Source organism: Aliivibrio friggae (assembly GCF_057368515.1).
The window spans coordinates 2,734,032-2,752,019 of the sequence record NZ_CM170648.1; the positions used below are offsets into that span (position 1 = coordinate 2,734,032).

Annotated in this window: 12 protein-coding genes and 3 tRNA genes; 3 read left to right on the forward strand and 12 right to left on the reverse strand. The window is 41.1% G+C overall.

All coding sequences use genetic code 11. The features are described from left to right. Nucleotides 1-49 precede the first annotated feature (49 nt). The 3 genes from AC2INI_RS12665 to AC2INI_RS12675 all read left to right on the forward strand — a co-directional run bounded on the left by AC2INI_RS12665 (nucleotide 50) and on the right by AC2INI_RS12675 (nucleotide 3,981). Nucleotides 50-745 carry a fimbrial biogenesis chaperone gene (locus tag AC2INI_RS12665; protein WP_486304966.1) on the forward strand — a complete coding sequence of 232 codons (696 nt, stop codon included), beginning with the start codon at nucleotides 50-52 and terminating at the stop codon, nucleotides 743-745. 62 nt (nucleotides 746-807) lie between these two features. Further along, nucleotides 808-3,129 (forward strand): fimbria/pilus outer membrane usher protein, encoded by a 2,322-nt coding sequence (locus AC2INI_RS12670; protein WP_486304967.1) that lies wholly within the window; start codon nucleotides 808-810, stop codon nucleotides 3,127-3,129. Between the two features lie 3 nt (nucleotides 3,130-3,132). Beyond that, nucleotides 3,133-3,981, forward strand: a complete 849-nt coding sequence (locus AC2INI_RS12675) for a hypothetical protein (RefSeq protein ID WP_486304968.1) — start codon at nucleotides 3,133-3,135, stop codon at nucleotides 3,979-3,981. Nucleotides 3,982-4,202: 221 nt separating this feature from the next. On the opposite strand, the gene rpoC is transcribed toward AC2INI_RS12675, so the two are convergent. The 12 genes from rpoC to AC2INI_RS12735 form a co-directional block, all read right to left on the reverse strand. Next, a complete protein-coding gene (gene rpoC, locus AC2INI_RS12680; protein ID WP_122033837.1) occupies nucleotides 4,203-8,408 on the reverse strand; it encodes a DNA-directed RNA polymerase subunit beta' in 4,206 nt (1,401 codons plus the stop codon). 71 nt (nucleotides 8,409-8,479) lie between these two features. Continuing rightward, a complete protein-coding gene (gene rpoB / locus AC2INI_RS12685) occupies nucleotides 8,480-12,508 on the reverse strand; it encodes a DNA-directed RNA polymerase subunit beta (RefSeq protein ID WP_486304969.1) in 4,029 nt (1,342 codons plus the stop codon). Nucleotides 12,509-12,740: 232 nt separating this feature from the next. Then, nucleotides 12,741-13,109, reverse strand: a complete 369-nt coding sequence (gene rplL / locus AC2INI_RS12690) for a 50S ribosomal protein L7/L12 (RefSeq protein WP_105053812.1) — start codon at nucleotides 13,107-13,109, stop codon at nucleotides 12,741-12,743. A gap of 55 nt (nucleotides 13,110-13,164) precedes the next feature. Further along, nucleotides 13,165-13,659: a 50S ribosomal protein L10 gene (gene rplJ, locus AC2INI_RS12695; protein ID WP_122033839.1), complete on the reverse strand. Its 495-nt coding sequence runs from the start codon at nucleotides 13,657-13,659 to the stop codon at nucleotides 13,165-13,167. 242 nt (nucleotides 13,660-13,901) lie between these two features. Then, entirely contained in the window at nucleotides 13,902-14,606 is a 705-nt protein-coding gene (gene rplA / locus AC2INI_RS12700; protein ID WP_122033840.1) for a 50S ribosomal protein L1, read from the reverse strand. Nucleotides 14,607-14,610: 4 nt separating this feature from the next. Further along, nucleotides 14,611-15,039: a 50S ribosomal protein L11 gene (rplK, locus tag AC2INI_RS12705; protein ID WP_122033841.1), complete on the reverse strand. Its 429-nt coding sequence runs from the start codon at nucleotides 15,037-15,039 to the stop codon at nucleotides 14,611-14,613. 118 nt (nucleotides 15,040-15,157) lie between these two features. Beyond that, nucleotides 15,158-15,703, reverse strand: coding sequence for a transcription termination/antitermination protein NusG (nusG, locus tag AC2INI_RS12710; protein WP_060992739.1), 546 nt, complete (start codon nucleotides 15,701-15,703; stop codon nucleotides 15,158-15,160). Nucleotides 15,704-15,715: 12 nt separating this feature from the next. Next, on the reverse strand, nucleotides 15,716-16,093 hold the full coding sequence (gene secE, locus AC2INI_RS12715) for a preprotein translocase subunit SecE (RefSeq protein ID WP_023604471.1): 378 nt from the start codon (nucleotides 16,091-16,093) through the stop codon (nucleotides 15,716-15,718). A gap of 228 nt (nucleotides 16,094-16,321) precedes the next feature. Beyond that, a complete protein-coding gene (gene tuf / locus AC2INI_RS12720; RefSeq protein ID WP_122033842.1) occupies nucleotides 16,322-17,506 on the reverse strand; it encodes an elongation factor Tu in 1,185 nt (394 codons plus the stop codon). Nucleotides 17,507-17,590: 84 nt separating this feature from the next. After that, nucleotides 17,591-17,665, reverse strand: a tRNA-Gly gene (locus AC2INI_RS12725). Between the two features lie 34 nt (nucleotides 17,666-17,699). Further along, nucleotides 17,700-17,783: transfer RNA gene (locus tag AC2INI_RS12730), tRNA-Tyr, on the reverse strand. 40 nt (nucleotides 17,784-17,823) lie between these two features. After that, nucleotides 17,824-17,899, reverse strand: a tRNA-Thr gene (locus AC2INI_RS12735). Between the last annotated feature and the right edge of the window lie 89 nt (nucleotides 17,900-17,988).

Genomic DNA, 17,988 nt, shown 5'->3' on the forward strand with positions numbered 1-17,988 from the left:
TTAAAGCGAACCTGTTCAGGTTCGCTTTTCTTTTGAAAGGGACTTTACTATGAAATATATTCTTTATTATCTGTTATTTTTCTTTTCTCTTAATGTTTCTGCTTTTCAAGTTGAACCCTTTGTTCAGGTTATGGAACCGATAGGTCAAAAATCCAATGCTGTTTTTAAAATAACAAATACTTCCGAAGAGTCATTACCTATAGAAACTGAACTATTAAAATCGATGTTAAATGATAATGATGTGGAACAAACGACTGTTAGCGATGATTTTTTCATCATGCCTCCTCAAGCATTAATCAAACCCAATAGCTCTCAAATATTTCGGGTTCGTTATTTAGGCGATCCAAGCATTACCTACACCTACCCTTACCGAGTAATATTCAAACAATTATCCCTCGATAAAGATGCCATCACAGGTTCTCATATTAAAGTGTTATTTAATTTTAGTGCCTTGATTTTAATCAGCCCAAAAGACGCTGAAGAAGAGTTAAAAGTCAGCATAACTCCGTCAGATAAAAACTATAAAATCACAATAGAAAATCAAGGGAACAAGTTTATAGACCTTTCTCAAAAGAAATTAAAAATAATAGGAGAGAAGAAAACCTTAACGCTAAATTGGCAAGAATTTTCAGATCTGACTCAATTCCAATTCATATTACCAAATAGAAATAAATTTTTTTTCTTAACACCTTCAGCCATACCTTCTATTGGTAACTTTCAAAATATTGAATTCATATCAATGTAACTATGCTTCGAATATTGTGTCTTCTTTTGCTCATATCACACAATGTTACCGCTAATTGGATTATGGCATTTCCAATAGAAATGAATGAGCGTAATATTTCATCGATTCAAGCAACGACAAACGGCATCACAATCATAGGGTTGGATACGTTAGAACTGAAATTGGCGCTGCATGGAATCGTCACCGATGATGTACTCGAAGACATCCGCCGTAAAGAAGGAGATTCAACAACGCTACTGTCGTTAGGAAATTATGGTATTCAAATGACATTTGATACCCAATCTCTAGTTTTAAGACTCTCTCTATCTCCACAATTAATGGCGCTTTCCCGTCTCGATTTTAATAAAAACTATCAAGTTCCAAACTATACCATTCCTGCAAATTATACGTTTCAAAATGCATTCAATCTTGTCTCTTCGTATAGCCCCGATAGCCATCAGCACTCAAACAGTTTAGAGCTTGTTGGTGCCCTAAATATAGGTGGGGTTTATGGTGCAAATCTTATTTGGAATGGCTATGTCGATTGGGAAGATGATAATCAAACGACGACAGGCCGAGGTCCCATCCAACTTTATTTTGATAATCCAGATTCACCCTATCGCTTAACTCTAGGCGAGGTTGATACCTCCTCTTCTAGTCAACTGTCCTCTTTAACCATTGCAGGTATTGAAGTATCAAGAGCAAGAAGCCAATTAAGACCTACAGAGCAAGTTACCTCATCACCAAATCAGGAATTTCAATTAACAGAAAGTGCAGATGTAACCATCACGGTTAACGGGCTCTTTATAACCAAGATTCGTTTAGCTCCAGGGCGTTATTCTCTTAATGACTTACCTGTATCCGCGGGTGCTAACGATGTCGTTCTGACACTTGAGTACTTATCAGGAAAGGAAGAAAACCTAACTTTTAGTAACTTCTTTTCTCATCAGATTTTAGCTAAAGGATTCGATGACTTTAATTTTTCTTTAGGGATAGAAACAGATTACTCTTCTACATTACAGGCAACTTATACCGAAAATATTATTGCATCTGGTAATTATCTATATGGTTTAACTAACGAAGTGACAATCGGGTTAAATAGTACTTATCATCCTAATGGACAGATCTTAGGTGGGAATATGACAGTTAATCATCCTATTGGAGTTATCACTATTCGCCCAAGTTTTGCGTATTCAGAAGGATCGATATCCTCAGTTGCAGCCATTGATTATTCGAATACTTTTTTTTCGACTCCAACCTATTCAGGAACTGATATTCGGTTCAATGTAGAGCATTTATCTAACTACTCGAGCTCACCTTGGGATGATAATGAAGCGGTCACTGTAAATCGTTATAATATGAACATTAATCAATCTATCATGCAGCAATTAAGCTTTGATTTTATTGGTAATTATGATGACTACAAGGAAAGTGACAACTATCGTATCCAAGCAGCTTTAAATTGGTCAATTCATAATATTACGTTAAAGCTTGGATCGAGTTATGAATATATTGGCGAAAACAATTTTGATGAAACGCTTTATTTTGCCAATATTCGTTGGAGGGAATCGATTCCTAATACAGAATTTCAATCACTCATAACTTATGACAGTCGGTATGACTATACTAGAGCTGAAGTAAGTAAAAATACAGATTCATATGTTGGCAGCACAGGAGGGCTAATTGCCTACAATCAATATGAAGACACCTCCAGCACAGAAGCAGAAGTCCGCCACATAGCCAATCGTTTTAGAGCATCTGCCTATTATTACCAGAACAATACTAATAAGACATCCAATGTCAGTACTAACCTATCTTCAACCTTGGCAATTGTTGATAATTCAGTTTCAATATCACCCCAACCTATTGCACCTATTGCGATAGTTTCTGTTCATCCGTCACTAAAAAGTGCTGTAAATATAAACCCCACCATTGAACGAAACATCGAAGCGATTGCAACACCTACATTGTCTTCACATATATCACTAGCACCCCATATGAAAAACCAGCTAATTACAGAGTCACCAATGGCCCCTCTTGGCTATAATTTAGGTTCTGGCTCTCATCAAATCACCCCAGGAAGCCTTACTGGTTATAAAATAATGGTGGGCTCTGACTATTCAAAAACAATTATTGGTACTCTAAAGCACATTAATGGGGAGCCAGTTATATTACAAAGTGGTATTGCGAAGAAAAATGAGCACAGTGTTTCATTTTTTACAAATAGTCAGGGCCGATTTGTTCTTGAAGGTATGAGTTCAGGGAGATATTTATTAAGCATTACGACAATGAAAAATAGTGAAGGCGAATTACTCATTCCTGACACCCCTGAGCTATTGCTTAATATAGGAGATGTGATGCTAAGGGCAAAGAACACTCCGACCCAACTTCGTAATAAGGAGTAAATTATGACGTATTTAAAAATCATGATACTACTTGTTTGTTTACCACTTTATGCCGAAGCCCAATGCAATATAAAATGGTCCATTCAACAAAAAGTAGCTCAAAAATCATCCCTGCAGAAGAATGAACACTACATACCTGTTCATATTTCCTTTCATCAGAGCTCTCTCTCTTGCGCTGATTATATTATTGTAAAAGTAACTCGCCCATTCGATTTCTCTCACATAAATTATCGAGCATCCGATTCATTATTTAATAACTCATTAAATCCTCTTAAAAAATTGCAGTCTCAGCAGTACCTACTACCTATTAGTACAAAAAACACGACTCAATTGATGGTAAAGGTTCCTAGTCAATTATTATTATCACCAAAAACTTACCGACAAAACTTAGAAATACTCGTTATGGAAAGCAATAAAGAAAGGCCTATTAAGCAGAAAAAATTAGACCTTCTTTACGTTGTTGAGCCTATCGCCACACTCAATATTCACTCAGGAATAAGCGGCAATATTTTATCGAAGCATTCCCTAGATTTTGGAGAGATAAAAGAAGGAAAAAGTAGAAAAGTTCAACTAATTGCACAAAGTAATACTAAAACAAATCTACTTATAACATCACAAAATGCAGGATTAACTCACACCCGATATAATTCGTCGAAAATTGAATACCAAATAAAAATCAAAGAAAATAAATTTATTCCGACTCAATATGAAAAGAGTAAAAAACTCTATAGATTCACTCAATTTGGGAAAATAGCCATCCCAATTGAAATTCTAATTACTGATAAAGCAAAAATACATAGAGCCGGAAATTACACCGATCAACTAACAATTAAACTTGAAGTAAAGCTATAAAATCTGATTGGTTTCTGATGCGTATTTACGAAAAATAGGATTTTTTTTGCTGTCTGAATTTGCTGGGCGCCATAACTCTTGATTTAGTCACCGGTACAGCCTCAGCAAATAACAACAATAATGCCACTATAGATCAGTATTAGATCACTAAAATTTTTAATTGTATAAAAAAAGCCCTGCATCTCTGCAGGGCTTTTTATTTAGCGATTATTAAATCTCAATTACTCTTCAGAAGAGAAACCTGCATTTAATAGTGCTGCTAAGTTGTCCGTCGCTTGCTCAGCAGATGGAGCTGCTTGCTCTGCTGTTTTTTGCTTTTGACGTTCTTGGTGGTAAGCGAAACCTGTACCCGCTGGAATTAGACGACCAACGATTACGTTTTCTTTCAGACCACGTAGTTCATCACGCTTACCAGAAACCGCAGCTTCAGTAAGTACGCGCGTCGTTTCTTGGAACGATGCAGCAGAGATGAACGACTCAGTAGCAAGAGACGCTTTAGTAATACCTAGTAGATCACGACCGAAACGTGCTGGTTGCTTGCCTTCTGCTTCAAGCAGACGGTTTGCAATCGTTACGTTAGCGAATTCTAGTTGCTCACCTTCAAGGAAAGTAGAATCACCAGAATGTGTAATCGTACACTTACGTAGCATTTGACGAACGATAGTTTCAATGTGCTTATCGTTAATCTTAACGCCTTGTAAGCGGTAAACTTCTTGAACTTCGTTAGTGATGTATTCAGTAACTGCATGGATACCACGTAAACGTAGGATATCATGTGGAGTTTCTGGACCATCAGAGATAACGTCACCACGTTCAACTTTATCACCATCAAAGATGTTAAGTTGACGGTGCTTATGAATCATTTCTTCATAAACTTCGCCGTTATCGTCACGAGTGATCAATAAGCGTACTTTACCTTTAGTTTCTTTACCAAACGCAACAATACCTGCGTGCTCAGCAAGAATTGCTGGCTCTTTAGGTTTACGAGCTTCAAATAAGTCCGCAACGCGTGGAAGACCACCGGTAATATCTTTAGTACCACTTGAAGCTTGAGGAATACGAGCTAGTGTTTCACCGATACCTACGTTACCGCCATCTGCAAGGTTAACAATCGCCTTACCAGGTAGGAAGTATTGTGCTGGCATTTCAGTGCCAGGGATCATGATGTCACGACCATTCGCATCAACAAGTTTCACTGTTGGACGCATGTCTTTACCAGCAGAAGCTCGCTCAGCCGCATCAAGGATTACAATTGAAGATAGACCAGTTAACTCATCAGTTTGAGTTGTGATCGTAACACCATCAATCATGTCCACGAATTGAACTTGACCTTGTACTTCTGTAATGATTGGCATTGTATGCGGGTCCCAAGAAGCGATCTTATCGCCTTGAACCACTGCATCACCATCTTTCTTAGAAAGAATAGTACCGTAAGATAGCTTATAGCTCTCTTTCGTACGGCCATGCTCATCAATAACTGTTAATTCAGAAGCACGAGAAGTAATAACTAAGTTACCTTCGCCATTCGTTACGTGCTTAGCATTATGAAGTTTAATCGAACCAGTCGTTTTAACTTGAATGCTGTTATCTGCTGCTGCCGTAGATGCCGCACCACCGATGTGGAACGTACGCATCGTTAGCTGTGTACCTGGTTCACCGATTGATTGAGCAGCAATAACACCTACTGCCTCACCTTGGTTTACCATATGGCCACGAGCCAAGTCACGACCGTAACAGTTTGCACAACAACCGAAGTCAGCTTCACAGCTTACTACTGAACGTACTTTAATTTGGTCAACTGAGTTATCTTCAACGATTTGACACTGCTTCTCATCAAGAAGCGTGTTACGTGGAAGAAGGATTTCATCTGTACCAGGTTTCAATACATCTTCAGCAACCACACGACCTAGAACACGCTCGTGTAAAGGTTCTTTAACATCACCACCTTCAATTAGAGGGGTCATGGTCACACCTTCGTATGTACCACAGTCATCTAAGTGAACAACTACATCTTGAGCAACGTCTACTAAACGACGAGTCAGGTAACCTGAGTTCGCTGTTTTAAGTGCTGTATCGGCAAGACCTTTACGCGCACCGTGCGTTGAGATGAAGTATTGGTTTACGTTTAGACCTTCACGGAAGTTCGCCGTGATCGGTGTTTCGATGATTGAACCATCTGGTTTCGCCATCAGACCACGCATACCTGCTAGCTGACGAATCTGAGCTGCAGAACCACGAGCACCTGAATCGGCCATCATGTAAACGCTGTTAAACGATTCTTGTTGCTCTTCTTCACCATCGCGGTTAAGCACAGTTTCTGAAGACAAGTTATCCATCATCTCTTTAGCAACTTGTTCGTTCGTTGCTGCCCAGATATCGATAACTTTGTTGTAACGTTCGCCCGCAGTTACAAGACCAGATTGGTACTGTTCTTGAATTTGCTTAACTTCTTCTTCTGCATCAGCCACTTTAGTGTACTTAGCATCAGGAATAACCATGTCGTCGATACCAACAGACGCACCAGACAATGCTGCGTATGCGAAACCTGTGTACATGATTTGGTCAGCAAAGATTACGGTCTCTTTCGAACCAAGAGTACGGTACGCTTCGTTTAGTAGGTTAGAGATTTGCTTCTTACCTAACTTCTGGTTAATGATGCTGTAAGGTAGACCTTCAGGAACGATCTGCCATAGCATTGCACGACCAACAGTCGTATCAACCAGTTTAGTTTCACGAGTTTCAATACCGTTTTCATCACGAAGTACTTCTGTGATTCGAACTTTAACGCGAGCATGCAGCTCTGCACAACCTGTACGGTATGCTTTCTCAGCTTCAGCAAAACCTTCAAGGTACATGCCTTCGCCTTTCGCGTTAATTTTGTCACGTGTCATGTAGTACAGACCTAATACAACATCCTGAGAAGGAACGATGATTGGGTCGCCTGATGCTGGCGACAGAATGTTATTCGTCGACATCATTAGGGTACGTGCTTCTAATTGAGCTTCCAGAGTTAGAGGTACGTGTACCGCCATCTGGTCACCATCGAAGTCGGCGTTATATGCCGCACACACTAGTGGGTGAAGCTGAATCGCTTTACCTTCGATTAGTACTGGTTCAAACGCTTGGATACCAAGACGGTGAAGTGTTGGTGCACGGTTAAGCAGTACTGGGTGTTCACGAATTACGTCATCTAGGATATCCCAAACGATCGCTTCTTCACGCTCTACCATTTTCTTAGCAGCTTTGATTGTCGTAGCAAGACCACGACCTTCTAGTTTGCTGTAGATAAATGGCTTAAATAGTTCAAGTGCCATCTTCTTAGGAAGACCACACTGATGTAGACGAAGGTATGGACCTACTGTAATTACAGAACGACCAGAGTAATCTACACGTTTACCAAGTAAGTTCTGACGGAAACGACCTTGTTTACCCTTGATCATATCAGCAAGAGATTTCAGAGGACGCTTGTTAGAACCTGTAATCGCACGACCACGACGACCGTTATCAAGCAGCGCATCAACAGACTCTTGCAGCATACGTTTTTCGTTACGTACGATGATGTCTGGTGCAGCTAGGTCTAAAAGACGCTTCAAACGGTTGTTACGGTTAATCACACGACGGTATAAGTCATTTAGATCAGACGTAGCAAAACGGCCGCCATCTAGTGGTACTAGAGGACGAAGATCTGGCGGAAGTACTGGTAGAACAGTTAAGATCATCCACTCTGGGTTATTACCAGATTGAACGAATGCTTCTACAAGTTTCAAACGCTTAGTCAGTTTCTTACGTTTTGTTTCAGAGTTAGTTGTTTCTAGCTCTTCACGCATGTTCTCGATTTCAGCTTGCATGTCCATAGAACCAAGCAAGTCTTTAATCGCCTCAGCACCCATTTTAGCTGTGAATTCGTCACCGAACTCTTCTAGCTTATCAAGGTACTCTTCTTCTGAAAGAAGTTGGCTGCGCTCTAAGTCAGTCATACCTGGCTCTGTAACCACATATGATTCAAAGTAAAGTACACGTTCGATATCACGTAGAGGAATGTCCATTAACAAACCAATACGAGATGGAAGTGACTTAAGGAACCAGATGTGTGCAACAGGAGACGCAAGTTCAATGTGGCCCATACGGTCACGACGAACTTTAGTTTGCGTTACTTCTACGCCACATTTTTCACAGATAACACCACGGTGCTTCAGGCGCTTATATTTACCACATAAGCACTCGTAGTCTTTAACTGGGCCAAAGATACGTGCACAGAAAAGACCGTCACGTTCTGGCTTAAAGGTACGATAGTTGATTGTTTCTGGCTTTTTAACTTCACCAAAAGACCATGAACGAATTTGGTCAGGTGAAGCAAGACCGATTTTGATTGCATCAAATTCTTCAGTCTTATGTTGTGCTTTCAGAAACTTTAATAAGTCTTTCACATTCGGCTCCTGTAAGGAGAAAAAAGGCGCTCGGCGAGCGCCTTATATTCTACCGGACAATCTCAATGAGATTATTCTTCGTCTTCTAACTCGATGTTGATACCAAGTGAACGGATCTCTTTCAACAATACGTTGAATGATTCCGGCATACCTGGTTCCATACGATGATCGCCATCTACGATGTTCTTATACATCTTAGTACGACCGTTCACGTCATCCGACTTAACGGTTAGCATTTCTTGTAGAGTATATGCAGCACCATATGCTTCAAGTGCCCATACTTCCATCTCACCGAAACGCTGACCACCGAACTGAGCTTTACCACCAAGTGGTTGCTGAGTTACAAGGCTGTAAGAGCCGGTAGAACGTGCGTGCATCTTGTCATCAACTAAGTGGTTTAGTTTTAGCATGTACATGTAACCAACAGTTACAGGACGCTCAAACGCATCACCAGTACGACCATCAAACAGTTTCAACTGACCAGATTCTGGCAGATCTACAAGTTTTAATAGTTCTTTAATTGATGCTTCTGGAGCACCATCAAAGATTGGTGTTGCGATTGGTAAACCACCGCGTAAGTTCTTAATTAATGTACGAACTTCGTCATCAGACAATGCAGCGATGTCTACTTCTTGGCGAGTTTCACCAAGATCGTATACTTTTTGTAAGAAGTTACGGAACTTATGTAGTTCTTGTTGCTCTTTAAGCATTTGGTTGATCTTATCACCAACGCCTTTCGCAGCAAGACCCATATGAACTTCAAGGATTTGACCGATGTTCATACGAGAAGGTACACCCAGTGGGTTCAGTACGATATCTACTGGCTGACCTTTTTCATCATAAGGCATGTCTTCAACAGGGTTGATCTTAGAGATTACCCCCTTGTTACCGTGACGACCCGCCATCTTATCACCAGGCTGAATACGACGTTTTACCGCTAGGTAAACTTTAACGATTTTCAGTACGCCCGGTGCAAGATCATCACCTTGAGTGATCTTACGACGTTTAGTTTCGAATTTCTTATCGAACTCTGCTTTAAGCTCATCATATTGCTCAGCAAGCTGCTCAAGTTGATTTTGTTGAGATTCATCATCAAGAGTGATTTCTAACCACTGCTTACGATCCATCGCATCAAGCTTAACTTCAGAAGTACCTGCAGCAAGTAGAAGTGTGCGAACACGTGCTAATAAGCCACCTTCAAGAATCTGGAATTCTTCAGTGATGTCTTTCTTAGCTTCTTTAAGCTGCATTTGTTCGATTTCTAGAGCACGTTTGTCTTTTTCAACACCATCACGAGTAAATACTTGTACATCAATGATAGTACCTGAAACAGAGTTTGGTACACGTAGAGAAGAATCTTTAACATCAGATGCTTTTTCACCGAAGATAGCTCGTAGTAGCTTCTCTTCAGGAGTCAGTTGAGTTTCACCTTTAGGCGTTACTTTACCAACTAGGATGTCACCACCCTTAACTTCAGCACCAATGTAAACAATACCTGATTCATCAAGTTTAGACAGTGCAGCTTCACCTACGTTAGGGATATCTGCAGTGATCTCTTCTGAACCAAGTTTAGTATCACGAGCCACACAAGATAGTTCTTGAATATGGATTGTCGTGAAACGGTCTTCCTGAACTACACGCTCAGATACAAGGATTGAATCCTCGAAGTTATAACCATTCCAAGGCATGAACGCGATACGCATGTTCTGACCAAGTGCAAGCTCACCAAGATCCGTTGAAGGACCATCAGCAAGTACATCACCACGAGTTACAGGTTCACCAGGAAGTACTGTAGGACGTTGGTTGATACACGTATTTTGGTTAGAACGAGTGTATTTAGTTAAGTTGTAGATATCGATACCAGCTTCGCCAGGTACCAATTCTTCTTCGTTCACTTTAATAACGATACGAGAAGCATCTACTGACTGAACCATACCGCCACGTTTAGCAACAGCAGTTACACCTGAGTCAACAGCTACATTACGTTCAATACCAGTACCAACTAAAGGCTTATCAGCTCTTAGTGTAGGAACGGCTTGACGTTGCATGTTCGCACCCATTAGGGCACGGTTCGCATCATCGTGTTCTAGGAACGGGATAAGCGATGCAGCTACAGATACAACTTGGTTTGTCGCGACATCCATATATTGGATGTGTTCACGTGGGTGCAGTCCAGATTCACCTTTCTGACGAGCGATGATTAATTCATCAGCGAAAGTACCTTCTTCTGTTAACACGGCATTCGCCTGTGCAATAACAAAAGTACCTTCCTCGATAGCAGACAGGTAATCAACATCTTCAGTAACAACACCATCAACAACACGACGGTATGGAGTTTCTAGGAAACCATACTCGTTACATTGTGCGAATGCTGATAATGAGTTAATTAGACCGATGTTTGGACCTTCAGGTGTTTCGATTGGACATAGGCGACCGTAGTGAGTCGCGTGTACATCACGAACTTCGAAACCAGCACGCTCACGAGTTAGACCGCCAGGACCTAATGCAGAAATACGACGCTTATGCGTAACTTCTGACAATGGGTTATTCTGATCCATAAACTGAGATAGCTGTGAAGAGCCAAAGAATTCTTTAACTGCAGCTGAAATCGGCTTAGCATTGATAAGATCTTGAGGCATAATTGCATCAAGGTCACCAAGACTTAAACGCTCACGAACAGCACGTTCTACACGAACTAGACCAACACGGAATTGGTTCTCTGCCATTTCGCCAACAGAACGAATACGACGGTTACCAAGGTGATCGATATCATCAACCTCGCCTTTACCGTTACGAATATCGATCAGCTTACGCATAACCTCGATGATATCTTTCTCATCAAGAATACCATTACCTTCGTCATTATCACGGCCAATTGAGCTATTAAACTTCATACGACCAACAGTCGATAAGTCATAGCGATCTTCAGAGAAGAATAGGCTTTCAAATAATGATTCAGCAGCTTCTTTTGTTGGTGGCTCGCCTGGGCGCATCATTCGGTAAATTTCAACTAGAGCCGATAAACGGTCAACAGTTGAATCAGCACGTAATGTGTCTGAAATGTATGCACCATGATCAAGATCATTGGTAAATAATACTTCGATCTTCTTATGGCCAGCTTGAGATAAATTAGCAAGATCTTCTAAGCTAAACTCTTGGTTAGCTGCGATAATGATCTCACCTGTGTCTTCATTCACATAATCGTGAGAAGCCACTTTACCTACGATATAATCCACTGGTACTTCGATATAATTTACTTCGTCTTTCGTCAATTGACGAATGTGACGCGCAGTAATACGACGACCGGCTTCAACATAAACCTTGCCGTTCGATTCGATATCAAATGTTGCAGTCTCACCACGTAAACGCTCAGGAAGTAATTCCATCATTAGCGTTTGATCTTTCACTTCAAATACAACTTTATCGAAGAATAGATCTAAGATTTCTTCAGTTGTCTTACGAAGTGCACGTAAGATGATCGTTGCTGGTAATTTACGACGACGGTCGATACGTACGAATAAGTTATCCTTAGGATCAAATTCGAAATCTAACCATGAACCACGGTAAGGAATTACACGTGCGTTATAAAGAACTTTACCAGATGAATGGGTTTTACCCTTATCGCTGTCGAAGAAGACACCTGGGCTGCGGTGCAGCTGGGATACGATAACCCTTTCAGTACCATTGATTACAAAAGTACCGTTGTCTGTCATAAGCGGAATTTCGCCCATGTAGACTTCTTGTTCTTTAATGTCTTTTACCGTGCCTGCAGGTGCATCTTTATCATACACAACTAAGCGTAATTTAACGCGTAGTGGTGCAGAATATGTAACACCGCGGATTTGACATTCTTTAACATCAAATTCTGGCTCACGGAGATTGTAGCTAACGTATTCTAGCTTAGAGTTGCCGTTGTAGCTCTGAATTGGAAAAACAGAACGGAAAGCAGCCTCAAGACCGTATTGCCCTTCAGGATCTTGCTCGATAAACTTAGTAAAAGAATCAAGCTGGATCGATAGCAAGTATGGTATGTCCAACACTTGTGGACGCTTACCAAAATCCTTACGGATGCGCTTTTTCTCTGTATAAGAGTAAACCATGGGGTTCCTCAGCTCGCTGATAAGTGACCCGAACCATCCGCCTTCGAAAGGTTGGGACAGTAACTAATAACACTGTTTTCTGTAGGACATAATCTCTGATTGAGACTATGTTTTTTGCTCGGATATAGGGACTTTAAACAGTGTGAAATTACCCTAAACCCTACAGCGCAAAAAGGCCGGTGGTTAATAAACCACCAGCCATTAGCCGTTAGGCTATGAAACTAAGTAATAATTACTTGATTTCAACAGTCGCACCAGCTTCTTCTAACTGTGCTTTAAGACCTTCAGCTTCAGCTTTGTCAACGCCTTCTTTTAGAGGTGCTGGAGCTGAGTCTACAAGACCTTTAGCTTCTTTCAGGCCAAGACCTGTAGCGCCACGTACAGCTTTGATTACAGAAACTTTGTTTCCGCCAACAGCAGTTAGGATAACGTCAAATTCAGTTTGCTCTTCAGCAGCGTCAGCGCCTGCAGCACCACCAGCAACTACTGCAGCAGCAGCAGTAACACCGAATTTTTCTTCCATAGCTTCGATAAGCTCAACAACTTGCATTACAGACATTTCTGCAACTGCGTCTAGGATTTGCTCGTTAGTAATAGACATAACAATTCTCTTTTAAGTCAACAATAATTTATTTTGTAATCAAATAAAGCAGGGCTTATGCCGCAGCTTCTTCTTTTTGATCACGAACAGCAGCGATAGTACGTACCAGTTTACCAGCAGAAGCTTCTTTCATGCACATCATTAGGCGTGCGATAGCTTCGTCGTAAGTTGGTAGTGTCGCTAGTACATCAGCATCAGTAACTGCGCCTTCAAATGCAGCAGCTTTAATCTCGAAGTTTTTATTCTCTTTAGCAAAATCTTTAAAAAGACGTGCTGCAGCACCTGGGTGCTCATTAGAGAATGCAAGTAGAGATGGACCAGTAAATGTGTCTTGTAGACACTCATACTGAGTACCTTCTACTGCACGACGTGCTAGTGTGTTACGAACAACTCTCATGTAAACACCCGCTTCACGCGCTTGTTTACGTAGAGAAGTCATTGCGCCAACAGTAACGCCACGAGAGTCAGCTACAACTGCAGAAAGTGCACCACTGGCTGCTTCGTTGACTTCAGCAACAATTGCTTTTTTGTCTTGAAGATTTAAAGCCATTTGGATTAACCTCTGGTTGTGATTACACCACTCACTACAAAATTGTAGGAGAGTAATTACGATGCATTCCCAGAAAACTAATATAAAAAAAGTTTTTAGTTCGGGCACCGTCTACGCAGGTTTTATTAAGCTCTTTCGAGCGCCTACGGTCTTGGACGGAGACTATTTAATTAAAAATTAAACAGCCCCAACCATAAATTTGATAAGCGAAGAATTATACACAAACTCTACGCTTTTGCAAATTAGTTTGTAGCAGTATCTAGAGTCGTTTGATCTAGAGATACGCCAGCACCCATTGTAGTTGAGATGCTTACCTTCTTCAGGAAAGTACCTTTCGCTGAAGTTGGTTTTGCTTTCTTAAGTGCAACTAGAAGAGATTCTAGGTTCTCTTTAAGTTGAGCAGCATCAAAATCCACTTTACCAATAGTAGTGTGGATGATGCCGTTTTTGTCGTTACGGTAACGAACCTGACCAGCTTTAGCATTTTTAACTGCTTGAGCAACGTTAGGAGTTACAGTACCAACTTTAGGGTTTGGCATAAGACCGCGAGGACCTAGGATTGTACCTAGTTGACCAACAACGCGCATTGCATCTGGAGAAGCAACAACAACGTCAAAGTTCATTTCGCCTTTCTTAACTAGTTCAGCAAGATCTTCCATGCCTACTAGATCAGCGCCTGCTTCTTTAGCAGCTTCTGCGTTTGCACCTTGAGTGAACACAGCAACACGGATATCACGACCAGTACCGTGAGGTAGCACAGTTGCGCCACGTACGTTTTGATCTGATTTACGTGCATCAATGCCAAGGTTGATAGCAACATCAACACTTTCATTGAATTTAGCAGTAGCTAATTCTTTAAGAAGAGCAACAGCTTCGTTGATTTCGTAGTCTTTAGTAACTTCCACTTTTTCGCGGATATTACGCATACGCTTAGTAAGTTTAGCCATTTTATTAACCCTCTACCACTAGACCCATTGAACGAGCAGTACCAGCAATTGAACGCTTCATAGCTTCAATGTCAGCACCAGTCATGTCCGCAGCTTTAGTTTCTGCGATCTCTTGTACTTGAGCGTCAGTAATAGTACCAACTTTCTCAGTGTTTGGACGACCAGAACCAGACTTAACGCCAGCAGCTTTCTTTAGAAGAACAGCAGCAGGTGGAGTCTTAGTAATAAACGTAAAAGAACGGTCGCTGTATACAGAGATAACAACTGGAGTAGGTAGACCTTTCTCAACAGATTCTGTTCTTGCGTTAAACGCTTTACAGAATTCCATGATATTCACACCGTGTTGACCTAGAGCAGGACCAACTGGTGGACTTGGGTTCGCCATACCTGCTGCAACTTGCAGTTTGATATAAGCTTCAACTTTCTTAGCCATAATATTTCCTAATTTTGGGTTCAATCGCCATCCAACTGGATTAGCTCCCCGTTAACAAAAACGCGCGAAATTATAATAATAATTCGCGCGCTTTACAATAGCTTTGATGATTTTTCGATCAGTTTTTTTCTACTTGGCTAAACTCTAGTTCAACTGGAGTTGCACGGCCGAAGATAGAAACAGATACTTTGATGCGACTCTTCTCGTAATCGACTTCTTCAACAGTACCGTTAAAGTCAGCAAATGGGCCTTCTGTAACACGAACCACTTCACCAGCTTCAAATAACGTCTTAGGACGAGGAGCTTCGCTCGCTTGTTCAAGACGATTCAAAATAGCATCAGCTTCTTTATCTGTGATAGGTGCTGGGCGATCTGAAGTACCACCAATGAATCCCATAACACGTGGAATACTACGTACCAAGTGCCATGATTCATCATTCATGATCATTTGCACTAACACGTAACCTGGGAAAAATTTACGTTCGCTTTTACGACGTTGACCGGCACGCATTTCTACCACTTCTTCAGTTGGTACAAGTACTTCGCCAAATAACTCTTCCATGTTATGAATTTTAATATGTTCGCGTAGCGATTGTGATACACGACCTTCAAAACCTGAAAAGGCTTGAACTACATACCAACGTTTCTTTGGAGCTTCACTCATGATCACTTATCCTCAAACACCTGTGATTAAGCCAATTAGTCTTACCATGATACCATCAATACCCCATAAAATAAGGGCCATAACGATACATACAGCAAGAACAATGAAAGTTGTCTGTGTTGTTTCTTGGCGTGTAGGCCAAACAACTTTACGTACTTCCATTCTTGATTCACGAGCAAATGCAATTGCAGTTTGACCTTTTGCTGTGAAAGCAGCAATACCACCAGCAGCAGCAATTAATGCAACTACACCGGCAGCTCGAATAACAACAGACAGATCAGCTAGTAAATAATTACCAATTACCGCAGCAGAAAGTAGAACTAAAACTAGTAACCACTTAATTGTATCAACTGCGCCTGAAGTTTCTGTCGTCTCAGTATTTGTTTTCATAAACCAACCTGTGACATAACTAAAATCATTTTCCATCATTAGACAGAAATTCAAAAACAAGAGTAAATATACCCTACTCTCTTCATCCTATAAACCAGCTATTTGCTAATTTGTCTGCGCTGTACTCTATATTTTCTTATTAATTTAGATGAAAAATAAAACAACACACAATACAACGCAGAAAAAGGGCATCAAATGATGCCCTTTTTACTAGTACTTCGTCAAATCTTACGCGAAGATTTTAGCAACAACACCAGCACCAACTGTACGGCCACCTTCACGGATTGCGAAGCGTAGACCTTCGTCCATAGCGATTGGAGCGATTAGCTCAACCGTCATTTGAACGTTGTCACCAGGCATTACCATTTCAACACCTTCAGGAAGTGTGATATCACCAGTTACATCCGTTGTACGGAAGTAGAACTGTGGACGGTAGCCTTTGAAGAAAGGAGTATGACGGCCGCCTTCATCTTTAGAAAGAACGTATACTTCTGACTCAAATTTAGTGTGTGGGTTGATTGAACCTTTAGCAGCAAGTACTTGGCCACGTTCAACGTCATCACGCTTAGTACCACGTAGAAGTGCACCAACGTTCTCACCAGCACGACCTTCGTCAAGCAGTTTACGGAACATTTCAACACCAGTACATGTAGAAACTGTAGTTTCTTTGATACCAATGATTTCTACTTCGTCACCTACACGTAGGATACCACGTTCGATACGACCAGTAACAACAGTACCACGACCTTGAATTGAGAATACATCTTCAATTGGAAGTAGGAAAGGCATGTCTACAGCACGCTCTGGAAGTGGAATGTAAGTATCTAGAGCTGTTGCTAGCTCAACGATTTTATCTTCCCACTCTTTTTCGCCGTTTAGAGCGCCAAGAGCTGAACCTTGAATTACTGGTAAATCATCACCTGGGTATTCGTATTCAGAAAGAAGTTCACGAACTTCCATTTCTACTAGCTCAAGAAGCTCTTCATCGTCAACCATGTCACATTTGTTCATGAATACAACGATGAAAGGGATACCAACTTGACGACCAAGTAGGATGTGCTCACGTGTTTGTGGCATTGGACCATCTGTTGCAGCAACAACTAGGATACCACCATCCATTTGAGCAGCACCAGTGATCATGTTTTTAACATAATCGGCGTGTCCAGGACAGTCAACGTGTGCATAGTGACGCTCAGGTGTATCATACTCAACGTGAGAAGTTGAGATTGTGATACCACGCTCGCGCTCTTCTGGAGCGTTATCGATTGATGCGAAATCTTTAGCAACACCACCGTACACTTTTGCAAGTGTAGTACAGATAGCAGCAGTTAGAGTTGTTTTACCGTGGTCAACGTGGCCGATAGTACCAACGTTTACGTGCGGTTTCGTACGTTCAAATTTTTCTTTAGACATGATAGTCCCTCTAGGTACGGCATTGGTGGTTATAAATGACCACGTAACCAAAAAATATATTTGAAATATAAGGAAAATAGGAGATGGAGCGTGCAGCGGGAATCGAACCCGCATCATCAGCTTGGAAGGCTGAGGTAATAGCCATTATACGATGCACGCAATGTAACTCGACAGAGCTATTTTACCTTGAAAATGGTGGAGGGGGACGGATTCGAACCATCGAAGCTTTCGCGGCAGATTTACAGTCTGCTCCCTTTGGCCACTCGGGAACCCCTCCAAATTTTATATCTATTCTTTAATATAATTTAAAAATAGAATGGTGCCGACTACCGGAGTCGAACTGGTGACCTACTGATTACAAGTCAGTTGCTCTACCTACTGAGCTAAGTCGGCACAATTGGTGCGCATTCTAGTTAATCTCTAAATATCATGCAACCGAAAAATCAAATAAAATGATTTTTTTTACCTTTTCACTCCAATTT

Bases quoted from the DNA above. Each gene is read 5' to 3' on its own strand.
- AC2INI_RS12670 (WP_486304967.1), top strand. From the start codon at position 808: ATGGCATTTCCAATAGAAATGAATGAGCGTAATATTTCATCGATTCAA.
- AC2INI_RS12675 (WP_486304968.1), top strand. From the start codon at position 3,133: ATGACGTATTTAAAAATCATGATACTACTTGTTTGTTTACCACTTTAT.
- rplK (WP_122033841.1), bottom strand. From the start codon at position 15,039: ATGGCTAAGAAAGTTGAAGCTTATATCAAACTGCAAGTTGCAGCAGGT.
- nusG (WP_060992739.1), bottom strand. From the start codon at position 15,703: ATGAGTGAAGCTCCAAAGAAACGTTGGTATGTAGTTCAAGCCTTTTCA.
- rplL (WP_105053812.1), bottom strand. From the start codon at position 13,109: ATGTCTATTACTAACGAGCAAATCCTAGACGCAGTTGCAGAAATGTCT.
- tuf (WP_122033842.1), bottom strand. From the start codon at position 17,506: ATGTCTAAAGAAAAATTTGAACGTACGAAACCGCACGTAAACGTTGGT.
- rplJ (WP_122033839.1), bottom strand. From the start codon at position 13,659: ATGGCTTTAAATCTTCAAGACAAAAAAGCAATTGTTGCTGAAGTCAAC.
- secE (WP_023604471.1), bottom strand. From the start codon at position 16,093: ATGAAAACAAATACTGAGACGACAGAAACTTCAGGCGCAGTTGATACA.
- rpoB (WP_486304969.1), bottom strand. From the start codon at position 12,508: ATGGTTTACTCTTATACAGAGAAAAAGCGCATCCGTAAGGATTTTGGT.
- AC2INI_RS12665 (WP_486304966.1), top strand. From the start codon at position 50: ATGAAATATATTCTTTATTATCTGTTATTTTTCTTTTCTCTTAATGTT.
- rplA (WP_122033840.1), bottom strand. From the start codon at position 14,606: ATGGCTAAACTTACTAAGCGTATGCGTAATATCCGCGAAAAAGTGGAA.